18 protein-coding genes are annotated in these 17,581 nt (G+C 65.4%); 15 read left to right on the forward strand and 3 right to left on the reverse strand.

Annotated features, from left to right (window positions below):
• Positions 1 to 199 precede the first annotated feature (199 nt).
• Entirely contained in the window at positions 200 to 2,326 is a 2,127-nt protein-coding gene (locus tag GQO94_RS17010) for a hypothetical protein (RefSeq protein WP_156842633.1), read from the forward strand.
• 16 nt (positions 2,327 to 2,342) lie between these two features.
• Here GQO94_RS17010 and GQO94_RS17015 read toward each other — a convergent pair whose 3' ends face one another.
• Positions 2,343 to 3,851 carry a YifB family Mg chelatase-like AAA ATPase gene (locus GQO94_RS17015; RefSeq protein WP_156842634.1) on the reverse strand — a complete coding sequence of 503 codons (1,509 nt, stop codon included), beginning with the start codon at positions 3,849 to 3,851 and terminating at the stop codon, positions 2,343 to 2,345.
• A 169-nt stretch (positions 3,852 to 4,020) separates the two neighbouring features.
• Between GQO94_RS17015 and GQO94_RS17020 the strand changes: the two genes are divergently transcribed.
• From GQO94_RS17020 to GQO94_RS17070, 12 genes are all read left to right on the forward strand, one after another.
• Entirely contained in the window at positions 4,021 to 4,725 is a 705-nt protein-coding gene (locus GQO94_RS17020; protein ID WP_156842635.1) for an alpha/beta hydrolase, read from the forward strand.
• Positions 4,726 to 4,797: 72 nt separating this feature from the next.
• A complete protein-coding gene (locus GQO94_RS17025) occupies positions 4,798 to 5,730 on the forward strand; it encodes a hypothetical protein (RefSeq protein ID WP_156842636.1) in 933 nt (310 codons plus the stop codon).
• 108 nt (positions 5,731 to 5,838) lie between these two features.
• Positions 5,839 to 5,973, forward strand: a complete 135-nt coding sequence (gene rpmH, locus GQO94_RS17030) for a 50S ribosomal protein L34 (protein WP_156842637.1) — start codon at positions 5,839 to 5,841, stop codon at positions 5,971 to 5,973.
• A 7-nt stretch (positions 5,974 to 5,980) separates the two neighbouring features.
• Positions 5,981 to 6,352 carry a ribonuclease P protein component gene (gene rnpA, locus GQO94_RS17035; RefSeq protein WP_156842638.1) on the forward strand — a complete coding sequence of 124 codons (372 nt, stop codon included), beginning with the start codon at positions 5,981 to 5,983 and terminating at the stop codon, positions 6,350 to 6,352.
• A gap of 56 nt (positions 6,353 to 6,408) precedes the next feature.
• Positions 6,409 to 6,609 (forward strand): membrane protein insertion efficiency factor YidD, encoded by a 201-nt coding sequence (gene yidD, locus GQO94_RS17040; protein WP_408636652.1) that lies wholly within the window; start codon positions 6,409 to 6,411, stop codon positions 6,607 to 6,609.
• Positions 6,610 to 6,657: 48 nt separating this feature from the next.
• Positions 6,658 to 8,436 (forward strand): membrane protein insertase YidC, encoded by a 1,779-nt coding sequence (yidC, locus tag GQO94_RS17045; RefSeq protein WP_156842639.1) that lies wholly within the window; start codon positions 6,658 to 6,660, stop codon positions 8,434 to 8,436.
• 1 nt (position 8,437) lies between these two features.
• The gene (gene yihA, locus GQO94_RS17050) at positions 8,438 to 9,088 is read left to right on the forward strand and encodes a ribosome biogenesis GTP-binding protein YihA/YsxC (RefSeq protein ID WP_156842640.1); all 651 of its coding nucleotides are present in this window, start codon (positions 8,438 to 8,440) and stop codon (positions 9,086 to 9,088) included.
• 228 nt (positions 9,089 to 9,316) lie between these two features.
• Positions 9,317 to 10,147, forward strand: a complete 831-nt coding sequence (locus tag GQO94_RS20840) for a glycine/sarcosine N-methyltransferase (RefSeq protein ID WP_456299632.1) — start codon at positions 9,317 to 9,319, stop codon at positions 10,145 to 10,147.
• Positions 10,144 to 10,974 carry a methyltransferase domain-containing protein gene (locus GQO94_RS20845; RefSeq protein ID WP_198046017.1) on the forward strand — a complete coding sequence of 277 codons (831 nt, stop codon included), beginning with the start codon at positions 10,144 to 10,146 and terminating at the stop codon, positions 10,972 to 10,974. Before GQO94_RS20840 ends, GQO94_RS20845 begins: the two co-directional genes overlap by 4 nt.
• A gap of 30 nt (positions 10,975 to 11,004) precedes the next feature.
• Positions 11,005 to 12,564, forward strand: a complete 1,560-nt coding sequence (locus GQO94_RS17060; RefSeq protein WP_156842641.1) for a BCCT family transporter — start codon at positions 11,005 to 11,007, stop codon at positions 12,562 to 12,564.
• Positions 12,565 to 12,668: 104 nt separating this feature from the next.
• Positions 12,669 to 13,337 (forward strand): glutathione S-transferase family protein, encoded by a 669-nt coding sequence (locus GQO94_RS17065; protein ID WP_156842642.1) that lies wholly within the window; start codon positions 12,669 to 12,671, stop codon positions 13,335 to 13,337.
• Positions 13,334 to 14,176 (forward strand): S1/P1 nuclease, encoded by an 843-nt coding sequence (locus GQO94_RS17070; RefSeq protein WP_232332991.1) that lies wholly within the window; start codon positions 13,334 to 13,336, stop codon positions 14,174 to 14,176. The genes GQO94_RS17065 and GQO94_RS17070 overlap by 4 nt, the downstream gene beginning before the upstream one ends.
• 12 nt (positions 14,177 to 14,188) lie before the next feature.
• Here the strand turns inward: GQO94_RS17070 and GQO94_RS17075 are convergent, their stop codons facing one another.
• Complete coding sequence (locus GQO94_RS17075; RefSeq protein WP_156842644.1) at positions 14,189 to 14,653, reverse strand: cupin domain-containing protein; 465 nt, start codon at positions 14,651 to 14,653, stop codon at positions 14,189 to 14,191.
• 55 nt (positions 14,654 to 14,708) lie between these two features.
• On the opposite strand from GQO94_RS17075, the gene dapE reads away from it, so the two are divergent.
• Positions 14,709 to 15,863 (forward strand): succinyl-diaminopimelate desuccinylase, encoded by a 1,155-nt coding sequence (dapE, locus tag GQO94_RS17080; protein WP_156842645.1) that lies wholly within the window; start codon positions 14,709 to 14,711, stop codon positions 15,861 to 15,863.
• 71 nt (positions 15,864 to 15,934) lie between these two features.
• On the forward strand, positions 15,935 to 17,173 hold the full coding sequence (locus tag GQO94_RS17085) for a dicarboxylate/amino acid:cation symporter (RefSeq protein ID WP_156842646.1): 1,239 nt from the start codon (positions 15,935 to 15,937) through the stop codon (positions 17,171 to 17,173).
• A 1-nt stretch (position 17,174) separates the two neighbouring features.
• Here GQO94_RS17085 and GQO94_RS17090 read toward each other — a convergent pair whose 3' ends face one another.
• Positions 17,175 to 17,570, reverse strand: a complete 396-nt coding sequence (locus GQO94_RS17090; protein WP_156842647.1) for a DUF6491 family protein — start codon at positions 17,568 to 17,570, stop codon at positions 17,175 to 17,177.
• Positions 17,571 to 17,581 lie beyond the last annotated feature (11 nt).

Genomic DNA, 17,581 nt, shown 5'->3' on the forward strand with positions numbered 1-17,581 from the left:
CCGCCTCGATCCTTGAGGCCCTGCCGGTCAACTGCCGATCACGCTCTTGTCGATGCGGCGAGGCGAGCCGGCGTCGCGGCGATGCGTGCACTCCTCTCTTTTATGAATGCCCCGACCACCACAGGTTCAGTTTCATTCAGGTAAATTAGCCCTCGAATGAACGAACTTTGCTTCGACGGTAACAATAAGGAGACGCGTCATGGCCTGGAAGGCATCTCGCGCCACAACGGTAGCAAGCCTGGTAGCCCTGACCGCGACTCTCGCCGGTTGCGGCCCGGACGATGCGCGGGTCAACGGACCCGATCACTATGCGCTGCAAGGCAGCGACTACGACTGGCCGCTCGAGAACTATGGCTTCGCCGATTCCGGCGCGCCTGACGACTTCGCGCTGCCGCCGCTGCCGGACGCGCAGCCGATGGCCTATGCCCCCCGTCGCAGTGCGGTGTCTTATGCGCGCGATTACGGATACGCGCCGCGCTATTACGACGACGCCCCCGACTATCGCGAACCGGACCCATCTTCGTACGTCGACAATGCCGGCACCGATACCTTCGCCTATCTGGCACTGGCGGCGCTGCTTGGCGGCGTTCTCGACGATAGCCCGCCCGACTATTATTTCGACTACGATGGCGTTCAGCCCTGGGCGTGGCAGACGGGCGACCGCTACACGCGCTATGCTGAGCCGATCCGCGGCGGCGATTATCGCTATTACTATTACGAACCGAACGCCGCGCGGCCATTCCTCGTGCGCGATCCCTATTACAGCTATGGCTATCGCAACAACGACCTGGTCGTGGTTTACGATCGGTATGGACGGGTTCTCGATCGCAACCGGGTGCGCGTGCAGCGCCGGGTCGCTTCGCGCTATTTCGATCGCGGCGCGCAGCTCTATCGTGCCGGCGAGAGCCGGCGCCATCGCGGGATCGCCGCGCCGCTGTGGCAGCGCCAGCGCGCCGTCATCGAGCGCGATCAGCGCGATTGGGAACGCGCCCGCGCCAACCGCGACGGCTGGCGCAACTGGACTCGTTCGCATGAGCCGGTGGTCGAAACGCGCTGGGCGCAGGAACAGGCCGCGCGCCGCTATGCGGCGAATCGCTTCGATCGCTGGCGCTCGGCCGATTATCGCGGCTCCGCTCCGCGCTTCTATCGCGAGGCCCGGCAGCAGGCTTCGGTGCGCCGCGCGGTCGCCGCACAAGAGCAGCGGATCGCGGCCCGCGAGCGCCGGCGCTTGACGCGGATGGCGCGTGCCGATAAGCGCGGCGGTACGATTCCCGCCGTGTTGCGTCGCCAGCAGATCGAACAGCGCGCCGAGCGCCGGATCGCTGCGACCAAACAGGCGGCAAGGATCGAACGGCGGGCCGAAATGCGCCGCGCCAGCCTGATGCCGAGCCGAGAGGACTCCGCGATGCGCCGGCAACTTTCGGCACGTCGATTGCAGCGGACCCAAGCCCAGCAGCAGCGCAACGCGCGGCAGGCGCTCGCGCAGCAACGCCGGGAAGACCGCTCGCAGCTCGCGCAACGCGGCGCCCAACAGAAGCAGGTCTGGCAGCGTCGTGCGGAAAGAACCCAGTTCCAGCAGCGCCGTGCAGAGCGGGCGCAAGCGCAGCAGCAGCGGGGCCGGCAGGCACTCGTAGCGCAGCGCCGCGCGCAGCAGGCGCAGGTACGGCAGCAACGTGCGGAGCGGGCGCAAGCGCGCCGAGCGGATCGGATAGCGGTTCCGCAGCGCCGGATAGAGCGTGCCCAAGCGCAGCAGCGGCGGGCACAACAGGCCCAAGCCACACAGAGACGTGCGGAGCGGTCGCAGGCGCAGCAGCGCAAGGCGCAGCAGGCACAAGTCCAGCAGCGCCGGGCGGAGCGAGCGCAGGTCCAGCAGCGGCGTGCAGAGCGGGCTCAGGCGCAGCAGCGCCGGGCGGAGCGAGCGCAGGTACAGCAGCGTCGCGCGCAGCAGGCTCAGGTCCAGCAGCGACGCGCGGAGCGGGCTCAGGCGCAGCAGCGTCGCGCGCAGCAGGCTCAGGTCCAGCAGCGCCGGGCGGAGCGAGCGCAGGTCCAGCAGCGTCGCGCTCAGCAGGCTCAGGTCCAGCAGCGACGCGCGGAGCGGGCACAGGCACAGCAGCGTCGCGCGCAGCAGGCACAGGTCCAGCAGCGTCGGACGGTCCGGGCGCAGGCACAGCAGCAGCGTCGCGCGCAGCAGGCACAGGTCCAGCAGCGGCAAACGCGGCAGGCGCAAGTGCAGCAGCGGCAGGCGCAGCGAGCACAAGCGCGAGCGTCGCAGCGCATGGCGAACCGGCGCGATCGCGCCGACCGCCTGGCGACCCGCGATCAATAGCCGTCCGCGCCGATCGTCAGCCCCGAGGCGGTTGGCGCCTGTAACTGAGGGCTTCGGCCACGTGGATCCGGCCCACGCCCTCGGCTCCGGCCAGATCGGCGATCGTTCGCGCGACGCGCAAGATGCGGGTATAGGCGCGCGCGGACAAACGCATCGCTTCGGCGGCTTGCATCAGCAGCTTGCGTCCGGCGTCGTCGGGCGTGGCGTGCGCGTCCAGCAGATCGCCTTCCAGCTCGGCGTTGCTGCGACGGCCGGTTCCTTCGAGCCGCGCGGTTTGCTGTGCTCGCGCTTGCGTCACGCGGGCCGCCACCTGTTCGCTACCTTCGGCGGGGGGCGGCAGCGCGAGGTCGATAGCGCGCACCGGATCGACCTCGACGTGCAAGTCGATCCGGTCGAGTAGCGGCCCCGAGACCTTGCTTTGATAATCGGCAGCGCAACGCGGCGCGCGGCTGCACCCCAGCGCGGGATCGCCCAGATGGCCACAACGGCACGGGTTCATCGCTGCGATCAGTTGCACCCGCGCCGGATAGGTCACGTGCGCATTGGCGCGCGCGACGCTCACTTCGCCCGTCTCCAACGGCTGCCGCAGCGAATCGAGCACCGCGCGCTGGAATTCGGGCAGCTCGTCGAGGAACAGCACGCCGAGATGCGCCATCGAGACTTCGCCCGGCTTCACGCGCAATCCGCCACCCGTCAAAGCGGCCATCGAGGCCGAATGGTGCGGGGCGCGAAAGGGTCTCGCACGCATGATCCGACCGTTCTCCAGCGCTCCGGCGACCGAGGCAACCATCGACACTTCGAGCGCTTCGGCGGGCGACAACTCCGGCAGGATCCCCGGCAGGCAGCTCGCCAGAAGCGATTTGCCGGCGCCCGGCGGCCCGATCATCAGCAGGTTGTGCGCGCCGGCGGCGGCGATCTCGAGCGCGCGCTTTGCGGTTTCCTGACCTTTGACTTGTCGCAAGTCCGGCCCGCGTTCGCGCGCGACGGCCTCCCCCTGGATCGGTTCGGGCAATTGTCCCGAGCCCTTGAGGTGGTTGATCAGCGCGAGCAGGTTGGGCGCGGCGAGGACGGAAACGCCGCTCGCCCAGCGCGCTTCGGATCCTTGCGACGCGGGGCAGATCAACCCCTTCTCTTCGCTCGAAGCGTGAATGGCGGCGAGCAGCACGCCCGGTGACGGCACGATCCGCCCGTCGAGCGCCAGTTCGCCCACGGCGACGAAATCGCTCATTTGCTCGACGTCGCAGATGCCCATCGCGGTCAGCAGCGCGAGCGCGATCGGCAAATCGTAATGCGAGCCTTCCTTGGGCAGATCGGCGGGCGAAAGGTTGATGGTGATGCGCTTGGCCGGAAGTGCCAGTCCCATCGAAGCGAGCGCGGCATGCACGCGTTGCCGGCTCTCGCCCACCGCCTTGTCGGGCAGGCCGACGAGATGGAAGCCCGGCATCCCCGGCGCGATCTGACACTGGACTTCGACACTGCGGGCTTCGAGCCCCAGATAGGCCACTGTCGAGACCAGCGCGACCATGCATCTCTCCCGACAAGGACCGAATTCGTCAGCAAGCCTACGAAACAGTACTTAGGATGACTACAGTCGACAGAACTGTCGAGCCTGCGCTTGAAGAGAAAACATCCACAATGACGCTTTAACCCTTTCCGTCATCGAGTCGGTAAGCGGGGTGGGCGACTATCGCAGCATGTGCCGGCCCCTCATGTTTCTCGCTTTGCTGTTCGCCTTTGGCGCGACTCCGCTGTCGGCGCACGAAACGATCTACGAGATCATCGAGACGTACGAACTTCGCGCGGATGGTAGCGAGCGCTTCCTTGGGGCGGTGCAGCAGCCGGTCCATCCAGCGACCGCTGCTAGCGATACGGCGATCGCCGCCTTCGGCCCGTTTCGCGTGCTCGACGATCGCCGCGCCGCGCTGGTCGACGTCACGGGTCCGGCCACGCCCGGGCAGTTCGCGGCGATGCTGCGGGCGTATCCCCAGATCGCCGAGCTCGACATGATCGATTGTCCCGGCACGGAAGACGACCACGCCAACTTGCGGCTGGGCCGGATGATCCGCTCCGCCGGGATCGCGACGCGCGTGCCGGCCGGAGGCTCGGTGCGGTCGGGCGCGGTCGAGCTGTTCGTTGCCGGCGCGCGCCGGACAGTGGAGCCTGGTGCCGAATTCGCGGTCCATGCCTGGCTCGACGATAGCGGCCACGAGGCCGACGACTATGCGCTCGCCGATCCCGAAAATGCCAAGTACCTCGCCTATTATCGCGAAATGGGCATGAGCCCGATCGAGGCCGAAGCGTTCTATGCCATGACCAACTCGGCCCCGCATGCTTCCGCGCGCTGGCTTAATGCCTCGCAGATGGCGTTGTGGGTGCGGCTCGACAGTCCGGTCGGCTAAACGTCCCTGTCAGCTTCGGATTCAATCCGCTAGATCTGCGTGTCTTGCGCGCGACCTAGCGGAGATCCGTGATTGCGACCGTCTTACGATCCCGAGAGCCTGCGGGGCGCCAGCATCGTCATTGGCACGCCGATGTACGATGGGCGCTGCCATTCGGCGTTTCTGCACGGCATGTGTCAGCTCACCGCCCTGTGCAATCAGCACGGTGTGTCGCTGCAAGTGTGTTTCCCTTGCGGCGACGCGCTGATCACCACGGCGCGAAACACGCTGTGCGACCGGTTCCTGCAATCGGCGGCGCAGCACCTGGTGATGATCGATTCGGATATCGGGTTCGAAGCGGCCGACGTCTTCGATCTGCTGGCGATCCAACGCCGCGACGGCAGCGACAATCCCTACGACGTGCTCGCCGCGCCCTATCCGCTCAAGCGGCTCGACTGGAACAGCATCGCCAGGGCGGTCGAACTGGGGCTGGCGGCGCAGGACCCGGCGCAGCTCGAGCGCTTCGCGAGCGACATCGGCCTGCATCTCGCACGAGGTGGCAGTTTCGCACTGGGCAGCCCGGTCGAAGTGACGCAGGCGGGCACTGGCTTCGTCAGCATCCGCCGGCGCACGCTCGAACGGTTTCGCGAGGCTTTCCCCGAACGGCGCTACAAGGCGGGCGCCAACGACCGCGCCGAGGGATCGAGCCCCGTCATCACCCAGTTCTTCGAAACCGCGACGCAAGGCGGAACGGAAACGCTGGAGGCCGACTTGCGTGCCTTTCTGGAAAGCCATCCCGAGGCCGGCCCGACGCAAGTCCTCGCTTTTCTCGAAGAACGGCGGCAAGCGATCAGCACCTATGTCTCGGAAGATTATCACTTCTGCCGACAAGTCCGCAGTATCGGACTGCAGGTCTGGACATGTCCGTGGATCAACCTCACGCACACCGGAAGCGTGACCTTCCGTTCGCAGCTTTCGGAGCTGGCGCGCGTGCGCGGGGCGATCAACGGGCCGGCGGATGCTTGACTCTCGCGCGTAGCTCCATTAACGGCCCCGTCTGTTCAGCGGTCGCCCTGTTGCGGGCGGCCCTTTTTGTTCGCGCCAAGCGGCGCGATAACTTGTTCGAGGTTTGCAATGAAGCGCACATTCCAGCCCAGCCGCCTTGTCCGCAAGCGCCGCCATGGCTTCCGCGCCCGCAAGGCGACCCCCGGTGGCCGCAAGGTGCTGCGTGCCCGCCGCGCCCGCGGTCGCAACAAGCTGTCCGCCTGATCGCTCGATGAGCGGCCGTCCGCAGGGGATGACCCGGCGGGCCGATTATCTTGCCGCCAACCGGGGTGTGCGTGTCGCGCGTCCCGGTTTCGTGCTGCTCGCCAGACCCAACGGCGGCGAGGCGATGCGTTACGGCATTACCGTCACCAAGCGTATCGGCAATGCTGTCGTCCGCAATCGGATGAAGCGGCGCTTTCGCGAACTGCTCTGGTCGATCCTGCCCGAAAAGGGGCTGGCCGGTTACGATCACGTGCTGATCGGCCGCGAGACCGGGATCGAACGCGATTTCGATGCGCTGCGCGGTGAACTCATCGCCGCGCTCGATCGTGCCCGCGCCGGCAAGGGCGACCCGCCGCGCCGCCCGAGGAAGCGCAAGTGAGTGCCAAGGCTCTGGTGCTCAAGGCGGTCTCCGGTTTCGGCTGGCTGGTGCGCGGCATGCTCATCCTCCTCGCCCGGGCCTGGCAACTCGGCCCGTCGCGAGTGATGCCGCCTTCTTGTCGTTATGCACCTTCGTGCTCGCAATACGCGATCGAGGCGATCGAAAAGCACGGCGCGATTAGGGGTGGCTGGCTCGCGACCAAGCGTATATTGCGCTGCCATCCCTGGGGGGGGCACGGTTACGATCCGGTGCCCTGAGGTGGCTCTGGCGAGCCGCACAAGACATCGGATGGCTTAGGAACTTTCGTGGATAATCAGCGCAACATCATCCTTGCAGTCCTGCTGACGGCGCTCGTGCTTTTCGGCTGGGACGCGGCGGTGGGCTATTTCTACCCGCAGGCGGACACGCCCACCAAGGTGGAGCAGCAAGGCGGCGCCGATGCCGCGGTGAGCCCGACCAAGCCGACTCGCGAGGGTGGCTTGCGCGATGCGACGGATCTCGCGCTCGAGAAAAAGGATCTCGACCAGGCGCTGGCCGAAGGCGGCCGCGTGCCGATTGAGGCGCCAGGCATTTCGGGTTCGATCAACCTCAAGGGCGCGGTGATCGACGATCTCGTGCTCAACCGCCACCGCGAGACGGTGAAGAAGGATTCGGGCCCGGTCCGTCTGTTCTCGCCCGCCGGAACCCCCGCGCAGCAGTTCGCGCAGTTCGGCTGGGTCGGCGAGGGTGTCCAGGTGCCCAATGCGGGCACCGTGTGGCAAGTCGCCGACGGCGCGAAGCTGACGCCGTCGACCCCGGTGACGCTGACCACGCGTAATGGTGCCGGCCAGGTCTTCACTCTGACGTTCGCGGTCGATGACAACTATCTCATCACGGCCAAGCAGACGCTGGGCAATGCCGGCAACGGCGCGGTCGCGGTGCAGCCGTTCGGCCTGCTCAACCGAACCGACAAGACCGCCAGCCTCGATACCTGGAACGTCCATTCGGGCCCGATCGGAGCGTTCGATGGTTCGGTTTCGTTCGGACCAAATTACGACGATCTCGTCGATGATGGCACGGTGGCGCCAGCTGGCCGCGCCAACTGGGCGGGCTTCACCGACGTCTACTGGATGTCCGCGATTGCGCCGGTGAATGCGCGCGCCGAAGGCACGTTCCGCTCGCTCGGCAACAACCTGTTCCGCGCAGACGTGATCTATGATCCCGTCGTGGTGCAACCGGGCCAGCAAGTCAGCCGCACCAGCAAGCTGTTCGCCGGCGCCAAAGAGCACACCGTGCTCGACGCTTATGAAGCAGGCGGCATCACCAATTTCGGCCTCGCGATCGACTGGGGCTGGTTCCGCTGGTTCGAAAAGCCGATCTTCTGGGTGCTGATCTCGCTGTTCAACCTGGTCGGCAACTTCGGCGTGGCGATCATCCTGCTCACCTGCATCGTGCGCGGCATCATGTTCCCGGTCGCCCAGCGCGGCTTCGCCTCGATGGCGGCGATGAAGGCGATCCAGCCGAAGATGAAGGCGATCCAGGATCGCTACAAGGACGACAAGCAGAAGCAGCAGCAGGAGATCATGAAGCTGTACAAGGACGAAGGCGTCAACCCGGTCGCCGGGTGCCTTCCGATGCTGCTGCAGATTCCGGTGTTCTTCGCGCTCTACAAAGTGCTGATCCTGGCGATCGAGATGCGCCACCAGCCCTTCGTGCTATGGATCAAGGATCTGTCCGCGCCCGATCCGCTGCACATCCTCAACTTGTTCGGGCTGCTGCCGTTCGATCCGCCGAGCTTCCTCGGCATCGGTATTCTGGCGCTGCTGCTGGGCATCACGATGTTCCTGCAGTTCAAGCTGAACCCGGCCCAGATGGACCCGATCCAGCAGCAGATGTTCATGATCATGCCCTGGTTCATGATGTTCATCATGGCGCCGTTCGCGGCGGGCCTGCTGATCTACTGGATCACCTCGAACCTGCTGACGATCGCGCAGCAGAAGTATCTCTATTCGCGGCATCCGCAACTGAAGGCGCAAGCCGACAAGGACGCGGCCGATCGCAAACGCGCGGCCGAACGCGACAAGACCGCCAAGGGCGGCGCCTGAGGTGACCGAGCCCGGCGAGACTGCGGACGGGGTCGAGGAACGCGCCAGGCGGCTGTTCTCCGGCCCGGTGACGTTCCTCAAGAGCGCGCCGCAGCTCAAGTTTCTGCCCGATCCGGACATGCCCGAGATCGCGTTCTGCGGTCGCTCGAACGTGGGCAAGAGCTCGCTGCTGAACGCGCTGACCGGACGCAAAGCGATCGCGCGCACGTCGGTGACGCCGGGGCGCACGCAAGAGCTCAATTTCTTCTGCGTGGGCGAACCGGTGCAGTTCCGGCTGGTCGACATGCCCGGCTATGGTTTTGCCAAGGCCCCGCCCGCGGTGGTGGAGACCTGGCGCCGGCTGGTGCGTGATTTCCTGCGTGGCCGGGTGGTGCTGAAGCGCACGCTGCTGCTGATCGACAGCCGCCACGGCATCAAGCCTGTCGATGCCGAAATGATGAAGATGCTCGACGAAGCCGCGGCAGGCTACCGCATCGTCCTCACCAAGGCGGACAAGATCAAGGCGAGCGAACTCGAAAAGGTCACCGCCGCGACGCAAGCCGAGGCCCGCAAGCATGTGGCCGCTTATCCCGAGATCCATGTGACTTCGGCCGAAAAGGGGCTAGGCATCGCCCAACTGCGCGGCGCGGTGCTGGCGGACGCCGAGATCTAAGCCCAGAGCGGCACCCGTCGATTTTCCCTGGACGCAACCCCTTGGATGCGCCGGGAAATGAGACGATCCAAACCAGAAAATAAGAATTGTTAGGCCTCGGGGGGTGGCAACCCCCCGGGGAAAATGTTAGCTGCCGCGCGACCAACCAACAGACTGCTGAATGAAAGTGTCGCGCGTAGTCGAACGCTGCGACCTGTAGCATGTCGGATCCTGAAGGGGGAACCATTCTTGGTAGACACCAGAGCTGTATTCGCGCCGGATCAACGACAAAGTTATGGTAATGATCCGTTGTCTGTTCGTGAGACGGATAAGTATACATCGGAATATGTACGCGGCTTCGTCGACAAGTGGGACGAATTGATCGATTGGGATCAGCGGGCGGAAAGTGAAGGCCGCTTTTTCATCGATGTTCTGAAGGCGCGCGGCAAGCACGCCGTGCTCGACGTGGCGACCGGCACCGGGTTCCATTCGGTGCAATTGCTCAAGGCCGGGTTCAACGTGTTCTCGGCGGACGGTTCTGCCGAAATGCTCGCCAAGGCCTTCCAGAACGGCATGCGGCATGATGTGGTGCTCAAGACCATCCATGCCGACTGGCGCTGGCTGAATCGCGACGTGCACGGAAAATTCGATGCGATCATCTGCCTCGGCAACAGCTTCACGCACTTGTTCGACGAATCCGACCGACGCCGCGCCCTGGCCGAGTTCTACGCCGCGCTGAAGCACGACGGCATCCTCATCATCGATCAGCGCAATTACGACGGCATTCTCGACAACGGGTTCTCGACCAAGCACCGGTATTATTACTGCGGCGATCAGGTCGTGGCCAAGCCGGTCCACATCGACGAGGGGCTGGCCCGGTTCGAATACAGCTTCCCCGACGGCTCGAAGCACAATCTCAACATGTTTCCGCTGCGTCGCACCTATCTGCGCGGACTGCTGGAGGACTCCGGGTTCCGCAAGATCCACACCTACGGTGATTTCCTCGAAGAGGCGGAAGAGCCCAATCCGGATTTTTTCATTCACATCGCCGAGAAGACCTACGAAGGGGACGACGCATGAACGACGTTGCCCAAGGCGTCGCGGTTGCGCGCGACTACTACGACAGCGACGAGGCGGACGGCTTCTACAGCGCGATCTGGGGCGGTGAAGACATCCACATCGGTCTCTACGACGAGACCGACGACATCCGCGAGGCCAGTCGGCGCACGGTCGAGAGCATGATCGCGCGCGTCGGCGACGTTGCCGGAAAGCGCGTGATCGATCTCGGTTCGGGCTACGGGGGCGCCGCGCGCGTGCTCGCGGCCAAGGGTGCCCACGTCACCTGCCTCAACCTCTCGAAAGTCGAGAACGAGCGGAACCGCAAGCTCAGCGCCGAGGCCGGTCTCGGCGAGCGGATCGACGTCGTCGACGGATCCTATGATGCTATGCCGTTCGCCGACGGTGGTTACGACATCGCCTGGAGCCAGGACGCGATCCTCCACGCGCCCGATCGCGCCGCCGTGCTCGACGAGGTTTCGCGCGTGCTGAAGCCGGGCGGACTGTTCGTGTTCCACGATCCGATGCAGGCCGATGGGTTGGCGGATAGCTCTGCGCTGCAGCCGATCTACGATCGCATCCACTTGCCGGACCTCGCTTCGATCGGTTTTTATCGCGATGCGCTGCGCGCGCGCGGTTTCGAGGAAGTCGAAACGGACGAGATGACGCACCAGCTGGAGCGCCATTATGCGCGGGTGCGCGAGGAATTGCTGGCACGGCAGGCCGAAATGGGGCTTCCCGATGCGTTCGTATCCCGTATGGCGGATGGTCTCGGCCATTGGGTCGAGGGTGCGGCGAACGGAAACCTACGCTGGGCCATCATGCTTTACCGCAAAGGATCGCTAATTTGATCGCATTGTACCGCGCGGAGCATCGCTGAGATGGCGACGCCCGCGCTTGGCCGGACGGTCGGCTTCAATCCCACGGTCTTCTACGGCGCGATTGGCGTCATCGGTGCCCTGCTCGCGTTCGCGCTCGTCAATCATGGCGAAGCCGAAGCGATCTTCGCCATGATCCAGCAATATGCCACGATCAATTTCGGCTGGCTTCTGGTCCTGACGGTCAATGTGCTGCTGGGGGCGTGCGCGGTCATCGCGTTCTCGCGTCTTGGCCATGTCCGGCTCGGCGGCGCGGATGCGAAGCCCGAGTTCACATATGCGGCCTGGTTCGCGATGCTGTTCAGCGCCGGCATGGGCATCGGCCTGCTGTTCTACGGCGTGGCCGAGCCGCTGCTGCATTTCGGCAATCCCCCGCTCTCCCGGTTTTCCACTCCCGAGCCGATCCGGCCGATGGCGATTGCCAGCAATGCCCAGCACGCCATGGGCCTCACGTACTTGCACTGGGGGCTGCATGCCTGGGGCATTTACGCGATGATCGGGCTTGGCCTCGCTTACGTCGCCTTCAACCGCAACCGGACGCTCAGCATCGGCAGTTTCCTCCAGGAAGCCTGGCCGCGCTGCCCGCGCTTCATGGTCGACCTGATCGATATCCTCGCGATCGTCGCGACCGTATGCGGTGTCGCGGCATCGCTCGGTTTTGGCGCGTCGCAGATCAACGCCGGCCTGTCGTTCCTGTTCGGTGCGGGCGATACGATGGTGGCGAAAGCCGTCATCATCGCCGTCGTTACCGCCATGGCCACGGCTTCGGTCGCTTTCGGCCTCGACAAGGGGATCAAGCTGCTTTCGCAGATGAACATGGGCTTTGCGCTGATCCTGGCGCTGTTCGTCCTGGTCGCCGGACCGACCGTGTTCCTGCTCAACTCGTTCATCCAGAACCTGGGATATTATCTCCAGGAGTTCATCTACCTTTCGAGCTGGACCGAAAGCTATACCGGCGGCAAGTGGCAGATGGACTGGACGATCTTCTACTATGCCTGGTGGGTCAGCTGGTCACCTTTCGTCGGAATCTTCATCGCGCGCATTTCCTATGGGCGCACGGTGCGCGAATTCATCGCGGGCACGCTTCTGGTGCCGAGCCTGTTCACCTTCATCTGGATGACGATTTTCGGCGACAGCGCCTTGTTCATCGAGCTGTTCGGCAAGGGCGGGCTGCAAGCCGCCGTCGCGACCAGCATGCCTGACGCGCTGTTCGCCTTTCTCGGCCACTATCCGCTGACCTCGGTCGCTTCGGGCCTTGCCGTCATCATCATCGCCACGTTCTTCGTGACATCGGCGGACAGCGGTGCGCTGGTCGTCGCCATGATCGCCTCTGGCGGGGATCACGAGGCGGGGCTGGTGCCGCGCGTCACCTGGGCGGTGTCGATGGGCGTGCTCGCCGCCGGATTACTGTTCGCCGGGGGGCTCGGCGCGCTGCAGACCGCCGCGATCGTCACGGGCCTGCCTTTCGCGCTGGTGCTGCTGGCGATGGCCTGGGCGACGATCCGGATGCTGAGCGCGGATCCGCAACTACGCCCTGCGCCGGCGGCTCCGAAGGTGGGATGAGGTGTCTCCGGGGATCGCGGGGGGCTCGCCGCTCGCGTTCATCCTCGACACCCCTCACCTTAATCTTTAGGGCGACCGTTCGCGCAGCAATAGGGACGCCGCCCATGAAGCTGATCATCGGAAACAAGAACTATTCGTCCTGGTCGCTTCGGGCGTGGCTCGCCTGCAAGCAATCGGGCCTGCATTTCGAGGAGCTGACCGTCCCGATCCTCGGAGAGGACTGGGAGCAGCGCAAGCGCAGCGACGACGACCTGGCGCCGTCCTCCGGCAAAGTGCCGATCCTGTGGGACGGCGATGCGGTGGTGTGGGACAGCCTCGCCATCATCGATTATCTCGCCGACAAGGTCGGCCGCGACCGCTTCTGGCCCAAGGAGGACACCGCGCGCGCGATGGCGCGTTCGATGGTCGCCGAGATGCATTCGGGATACCTGTCGTTTCGCCGCTCCTGCCCGATGAACATCCGCTCGCGCCTGGCCGGCGTGGAGCTGTCGCAGGAGGTGCGCGGCGACATCGTGCGCATCCTGCAGCTCTGGGCCGAAGCGCGGGCCCGCTTCGGCAAGGGCGGCCCGTTCCTGTTCGGCAGTTTCTGTGCCGCGGACATCATCTACGCGCCCGTCATCAGCCGCTTCCTGACTTATGGCATCCCGCTGCCGGGCTTCGCGCAAGGCTATGCCGATGCCATCTGGGAACACGAATGGCTGACCCAATGGGTGCGCGCGGCCGAGGACGAGGAATGGGTGATCGAGCAGTTCGAGATTCCCGTCGGCCAGTGAAGACGTTTCTGGCATTTGCGCTGGCGCTCGTCGCCGGCCTGGTATCGACACCTGCCCTCGCCTGGGGCGCGTATGGCCACGCAACGACCGCCGCGATCGCGATGGCCAACGTCCAGCCGCAGACTCGCGCGCGGATCACCGCACTGCTGGCGAAGAGCGCGATCCTGCGCACGCCCAAGTGTCCGATGCGCACGCTGGAGGAAGCTGCGGTCTGGGCGGACTGTGTCCGCAACGATCGGGTGCGCTGGGGCTATACGTTCCCCTGGCACTACCAGACGCAACCGGTCTGCGAGGCGTTCGATGCGAAGAAGAACTGCGCGAACGGCACCTGCGTCACCGGGCAGATCGAGCGCGACCGCGCGATTCTCGCGGATCGGTCGCAGCCCGACTACGAGCGAGTGCAGGCCCTTGCCTTCCTCGTGCACCTCGTCGGCGACGTCCACATGCCGCTGCACAGCGGCGACAACGGCGATCTCGGCGGCAATACCATCGACGCGATGTACGGCATTGCGCCGGGTCGCAATCTGCACGCGATCTGGGACGGCGCGCTGGCGGAACGCGCGATCTCCTCGGCGCGGCCGCCCCTGATCCGGCGATACGCGGCTGCGGAAAAGGCCGACATCGCGACGGGAGAGGTCGCCGACTGGGCGCGTGAGAGCTGGCAGCTCGCGCGCGATTTCGTCTACCCGGTCGCAACCGGTGATCTGCCGTGCGAAGATTCGCCAGACTCGGTGGTCTGGTCCAACGCGGCGATCGAGGCTGCGATCCCGATCGCCGACGAGCGCATCGTCCAGGCCGGCTTGCGCGCCGCGCGCCTGCTCGATCAGGCGCTTGGCTAGCGCTGGGAGCGCTTACTCCGGCCGCTGTGTTCCGTAAGGCGTGCCGTCCTTGTGGAAGTAGCCGTCGCGGTTGAAGACCATGTCGATATCCGAATAGCCGCCGCTGCCGTCACGGTTGCCCGCGCTGATCGCGACGAACACGAAATCCGTCTCGCTCTCGTTGATGATATGATGGCCGTTGCGGTCGCCGGCAGGCCAGGCGCACACATCGCCTGCTTGCAGCAGCGTCCGGCCTTCGTTTTCGACCAACACGGCCTTCCCCGAGATCACGACGACCAGCTCGTCCTCGTCGTCGTGCCAGTGGCGATGGCTCGACCAGGCGCCGGGCTTCAGCACCACGTGGCTCGCCCCCATGCGGGTGAGGCCGCCCGCCGGTGCCAACCGCCGCCACCAGCGCCCAGAGACCGCCGTGTCGAACGGCGGTGGGTATCCGGTGGCATTGGATCGGGAGATGGTCTCGAGGTCGAGTTTGGGCATGGGCGGTCCTTCGGCTTGTATCGCGGCAGACTAGATCATATGCGCTGTCCCCGGAATGACAGACGCATCGATCGCATCCCAGACCGCCCAGACCGTAGCCGAACTGGCAGAGGCGCTCATCGCCTGCCCCAGCGTGACGCCTGCGGCCGGGCTGGTGTTCGACTGTCTCGAAGCGCAGCTCGCGCCGCTGGGGTTCGAAGTGACGCGCTTCATGGCGGGCGAGGCGCCGGACGGACCCGTCGAGAACCTTTTCGCCATCCGTCGGGGGCCGCCCGGCAGTCGCCACTTCGCGTTCGCCGGCCATGTCGATGTCGTGCCTCCGGGCGAGGGGTGGACCAGCGCGCCGTTCGCGCCCGAACGGCGCGGAGAGCTGCTCTATGGCCGCGGTGCGGTCGACATGAAGGGATCCATCGCGGCAATGGTCGCGGCGGTGCGTGATCTGCCGGTCGATGCCGGGACCGTCAGCTTTATCATCACCGGCGACGAGGAGGGGCCGGCCCGCTACGGCACGCTGGCGCTGATGGAGCACATGCGCGGCATCGATACGATCCCCGATCTGTGCCTCGTCGGCGAGCCGACATCGGTCGATCGCCTGGGCGACACGGCCAAGATCGGGCGGCGCGGGTCGGTGAACATCTTTCTCGAGGTCGAGGGCGTGCAGGGCCACGTCGCCTATCCGCACCTTGCCGACAATCCGATCACCAAGCTGGTCGCGATGCTGGCGGAGCTGAAGGCGATCGTGCTCGATGAAGGCACCGACTGGTTCCAGGCCTCGAATCTCGAAGCGACCGACCTGACGGTCGGCAATCCGGCGCACAACGTCATCCCCGGCAAGGCGAGCGCGCGCATCTCGATCCGTTTCAACAACTTGCACACCGGTGCCGGGCTGGCCGAACGCGTGAGCGAGATCGCGGCAAAGCACGGCGGCACGGCACGCGCGGCGATTTCGGGCGAAGCGTTTCTCACCGAGCCGGGCACCTTCTCGCAGATCGTCTCGCAGGCGATCGAGGCCGAACTCGGCTTCGCGCCCGAACTTTCGACCAGTGGCGGCACCTCCGATGCGCGGTTCCTCAAGGACTTTTCGCCGGTGATCGAATTCGGTCTGTGCAACGCGACGATGCACAAGCGGGACGAGGCTGTCGCGCTCGACGATCTCGATGGGCTTGCCCGTATTTACCGACGCATTGCCGAGGCTGCGCTCGCCGCTTGATTAAACGGCGCGCACTTGCAAGCCTGTCGCACGAGGCGCGGATGACCGCGCGCTCTCAGGGGGAAAACTGAATGCTTGCTACCTGGTTCAAGATTCCCCTCTGGCAGCGCGTCATTGCCGCGCTGATTCTCGGCGTCGCCGTCGGCGTCTTCTGGGGTCCGGGCGCCGAGAGCATCAAGTGGATCGGCGACTTCTTCATCAAGTCGATCAAGATGCTCGTCGTCCCGCTGATCTTCTTCTCGCTGGTCTCGGGCGTCGCTGCGATCGGCGACTTGCGCAAGCTGGGCGCCGTCGGCGGGCGAGCGCTGCTGCTGTTCGTGGTCACCGGGCAGATCGCGGTCTGGCTCGGCTTGCTGCTCGGCACCTTCTTCGCACCGGGATCGGGCCTCGACGTCACGGCGATCGATCGCGGCGCAACCCCTGCGCCAAACGAGACCACCGCAGTCGACATGATCCTGTCCATGGTGCCCGAAAGCCCGGTGCAAGTGATGGCGGACGTGCAAGTGCTGCCGTTGATCGTCTTTGCGCTGCTGATCGGCATCGGCATCCTGATGGCGGGCGAGGATGGGGTGCCGACCCAGAAGATCTTCGATTCGGGTTCGGTCATCATGCAGAAGGTGACGATGATCGTGATGGAGCTGACCCCGTTCGGCGTTTTCGCGCTGATGGCCTGGGTCGCGGGTACGCTGGGCCAGGACGCGCTGTTCGCGCTCGCCAAGCTGGTGGCGCTCAATTATTTCGGCTGCCTGATCATCATCTTCGGCATGTATTCGTTGATGATCCGGTTCCTTGCGAAGCTGCCGGTGCGCGATTTCTTCCGTGGGATCATCGATGCCATGGCCGTGAGCTATTCCACCGCATCGTCGAACGCCACGCTTCCCGTCACGCTGCGCTGCGCGGAGCGCAACCTCGGTGTCAGCAATTCGGTGGCGAGCTTCGTGATTTCGCTCGGCGCCACGATCAACATGAACGGCACCGCGATGTATCTCGGCCTCGCCACGCTGTTCGGCGCGCAAGTGTTCGGCGTCGACTTGTCGTGGGGGGATTACTTCCTGATCTCGATCCTCGCGACGCTGGGCGCGGTGGGTGCGGCGGGCATCCCGGGCGCGGGTCTGATTATGATGGCGCTGGTGTTCGGCGCGGTGGGCGTGCCGCTCGAGACGATCGCCTTCGTCGCGGGCGTAGACCGAATCATGGACATGATGCGCACCACCACCAACGTCAGCGGCGATGCCGCCGTGGCGACCACGGTCGCGGTCATGACCGGAGAGATCGACCGCGCCGAGATGATCAGCGCGGACGACGTCTAGGCTATTTCGCCAGCTTCACCGGCACGAACGTGCCCAGGCCGCAACCCGCACCGCGCTGTGGGCGGCCGCCGAAGTTGTTGAGTACGGTGATGATGTCGACGTTGCACAGCTGCGACAGCGACGTCTCGTACGTGAACGCGTCGGCCGACTTCAGGCCGGGGCAGCTGTTGGGCAGCGTGTTGCGCCACACCTTGTCGCCGGTGCCCATGAAGTCGATCGTGCGATCGTCGCGGATCTGAGTGGAGCGGAAGCTGGTAAGCTGCAGGCAGTCCACCGGCTCGCCCACCACCTGCGCGGCAGGCGCCACAGGCTTGGAAGCGGAACGCGTATCGGACTGGGCGCAGGCACTCAGGCCCGCGATCGCGAGGACGGCGGCAAGTCCATTCGTGATTTTCATGGCATCGCTCC

It is taken from the genome of Novosphingobium aquimarinum, assembly GCF_009746585.1.
Classification (GTDB): Bacteria; Pseudomonadota; Alphaproteobacteria; order Sphingomonadales; family Sphingomonadaceae; genus Novosphingobium; species Novosphingobium aquimarinum.

Excerpts from the sequence above, each read along its gene's own strand:
- GQO94_RS17010 (WP_156842633.1), top strand. The coding sequence starts at position 200 with ATGGCCTGGAAGGCATCTCGCGCCACAACGGTAGCAAGCCTGGTAGCC.
- GQO94_RS17015 (WP_156842634.1), bottom strand. The coding sequence starts at position 3,851 with ATGGTCGCGCTGGTCTCGACAGTGGCCTATCTGGGGCTCGAAGCCCGC.
- GQO94_RS17020 (WP_156842635.1), top strand. The coding sequence starts at position 4,021 with ATGTGCCGGCCCCTCATGTTTCTCGCTTTGCTGTTCGCCTTTGGCGCG.
- rpmH (WP_156842637.1), top strand. The coding sequence starts at position 5,839 with ATGAAGCGCACATTCCAGCCCAGCCGCCTTGTCCGCAAGCGCCGCCAT.
- rnpA (WP_156842638.1), top strand. The coding sequence starts at position 5,981 with ATGAGCGGCCGTCCGCAGGGGATGACCCGGCGGGCCGATTATCTTGCC.
- yidD (WP_408636652.1), top strand. The coding sequence starts at position 6,409 with ATGCTCATCCTCCTCGCCCGGGCCTGGCAACTCGGCCCGTCGCGAGTG.
- GQO94_RS20845 (WP_198046017.1), top strand. The coding sequence starts at position 10,144 with ATGAACGACGTTGCCCAAGGCGTCGCGGTTGCGCGCGACTACTACGAC.
- GQO94_RS17060 (WP_156842641.1), top strand. The coding sequence starts at position 11,005 with ATGGCGACGCCCGCGCTTGGCCGGACGGTCGGCTTCAATCCCACGGTC.
- GQO94_RS17065 (WP_156842642.1), top strand. The coding sequence starts at position 12,669 with ATGAAGCTGATCATCGGAAACAAGAACTATTCGTCCTGGTCGCTTCGG.
- GQO94_RS17075 (WP_156842644.1), bottom strand. The coding sequence starts at position 14,653 with ATGCCCAAACTCGACCTCGAGACCATCTCCCGATCCAATGCCACCGGA.
- dapE (WP_156842645.1), top strand. The coding sequence starts at position 14,709 with ATGACAGACGCATCGATCGCATCCCAGACCGCCCAGACCGTAGCCGAA.
- GQO94_RS17085 (WP_156842646.1), top strand. The coding sequence starts at position 15,935 with ATGCTTGCTACCTGGTTCAAGATTCCCCTCTGGCAGCGCGTCATTGCC.
- GQO94_RS17090 (WP_156842647.1), bottom strand. The coding sequence starts at position 17,570 with ATGAAAATCACGAATGGACTTGCCGCCGTCCTCGCGATCGCGGGCCTG.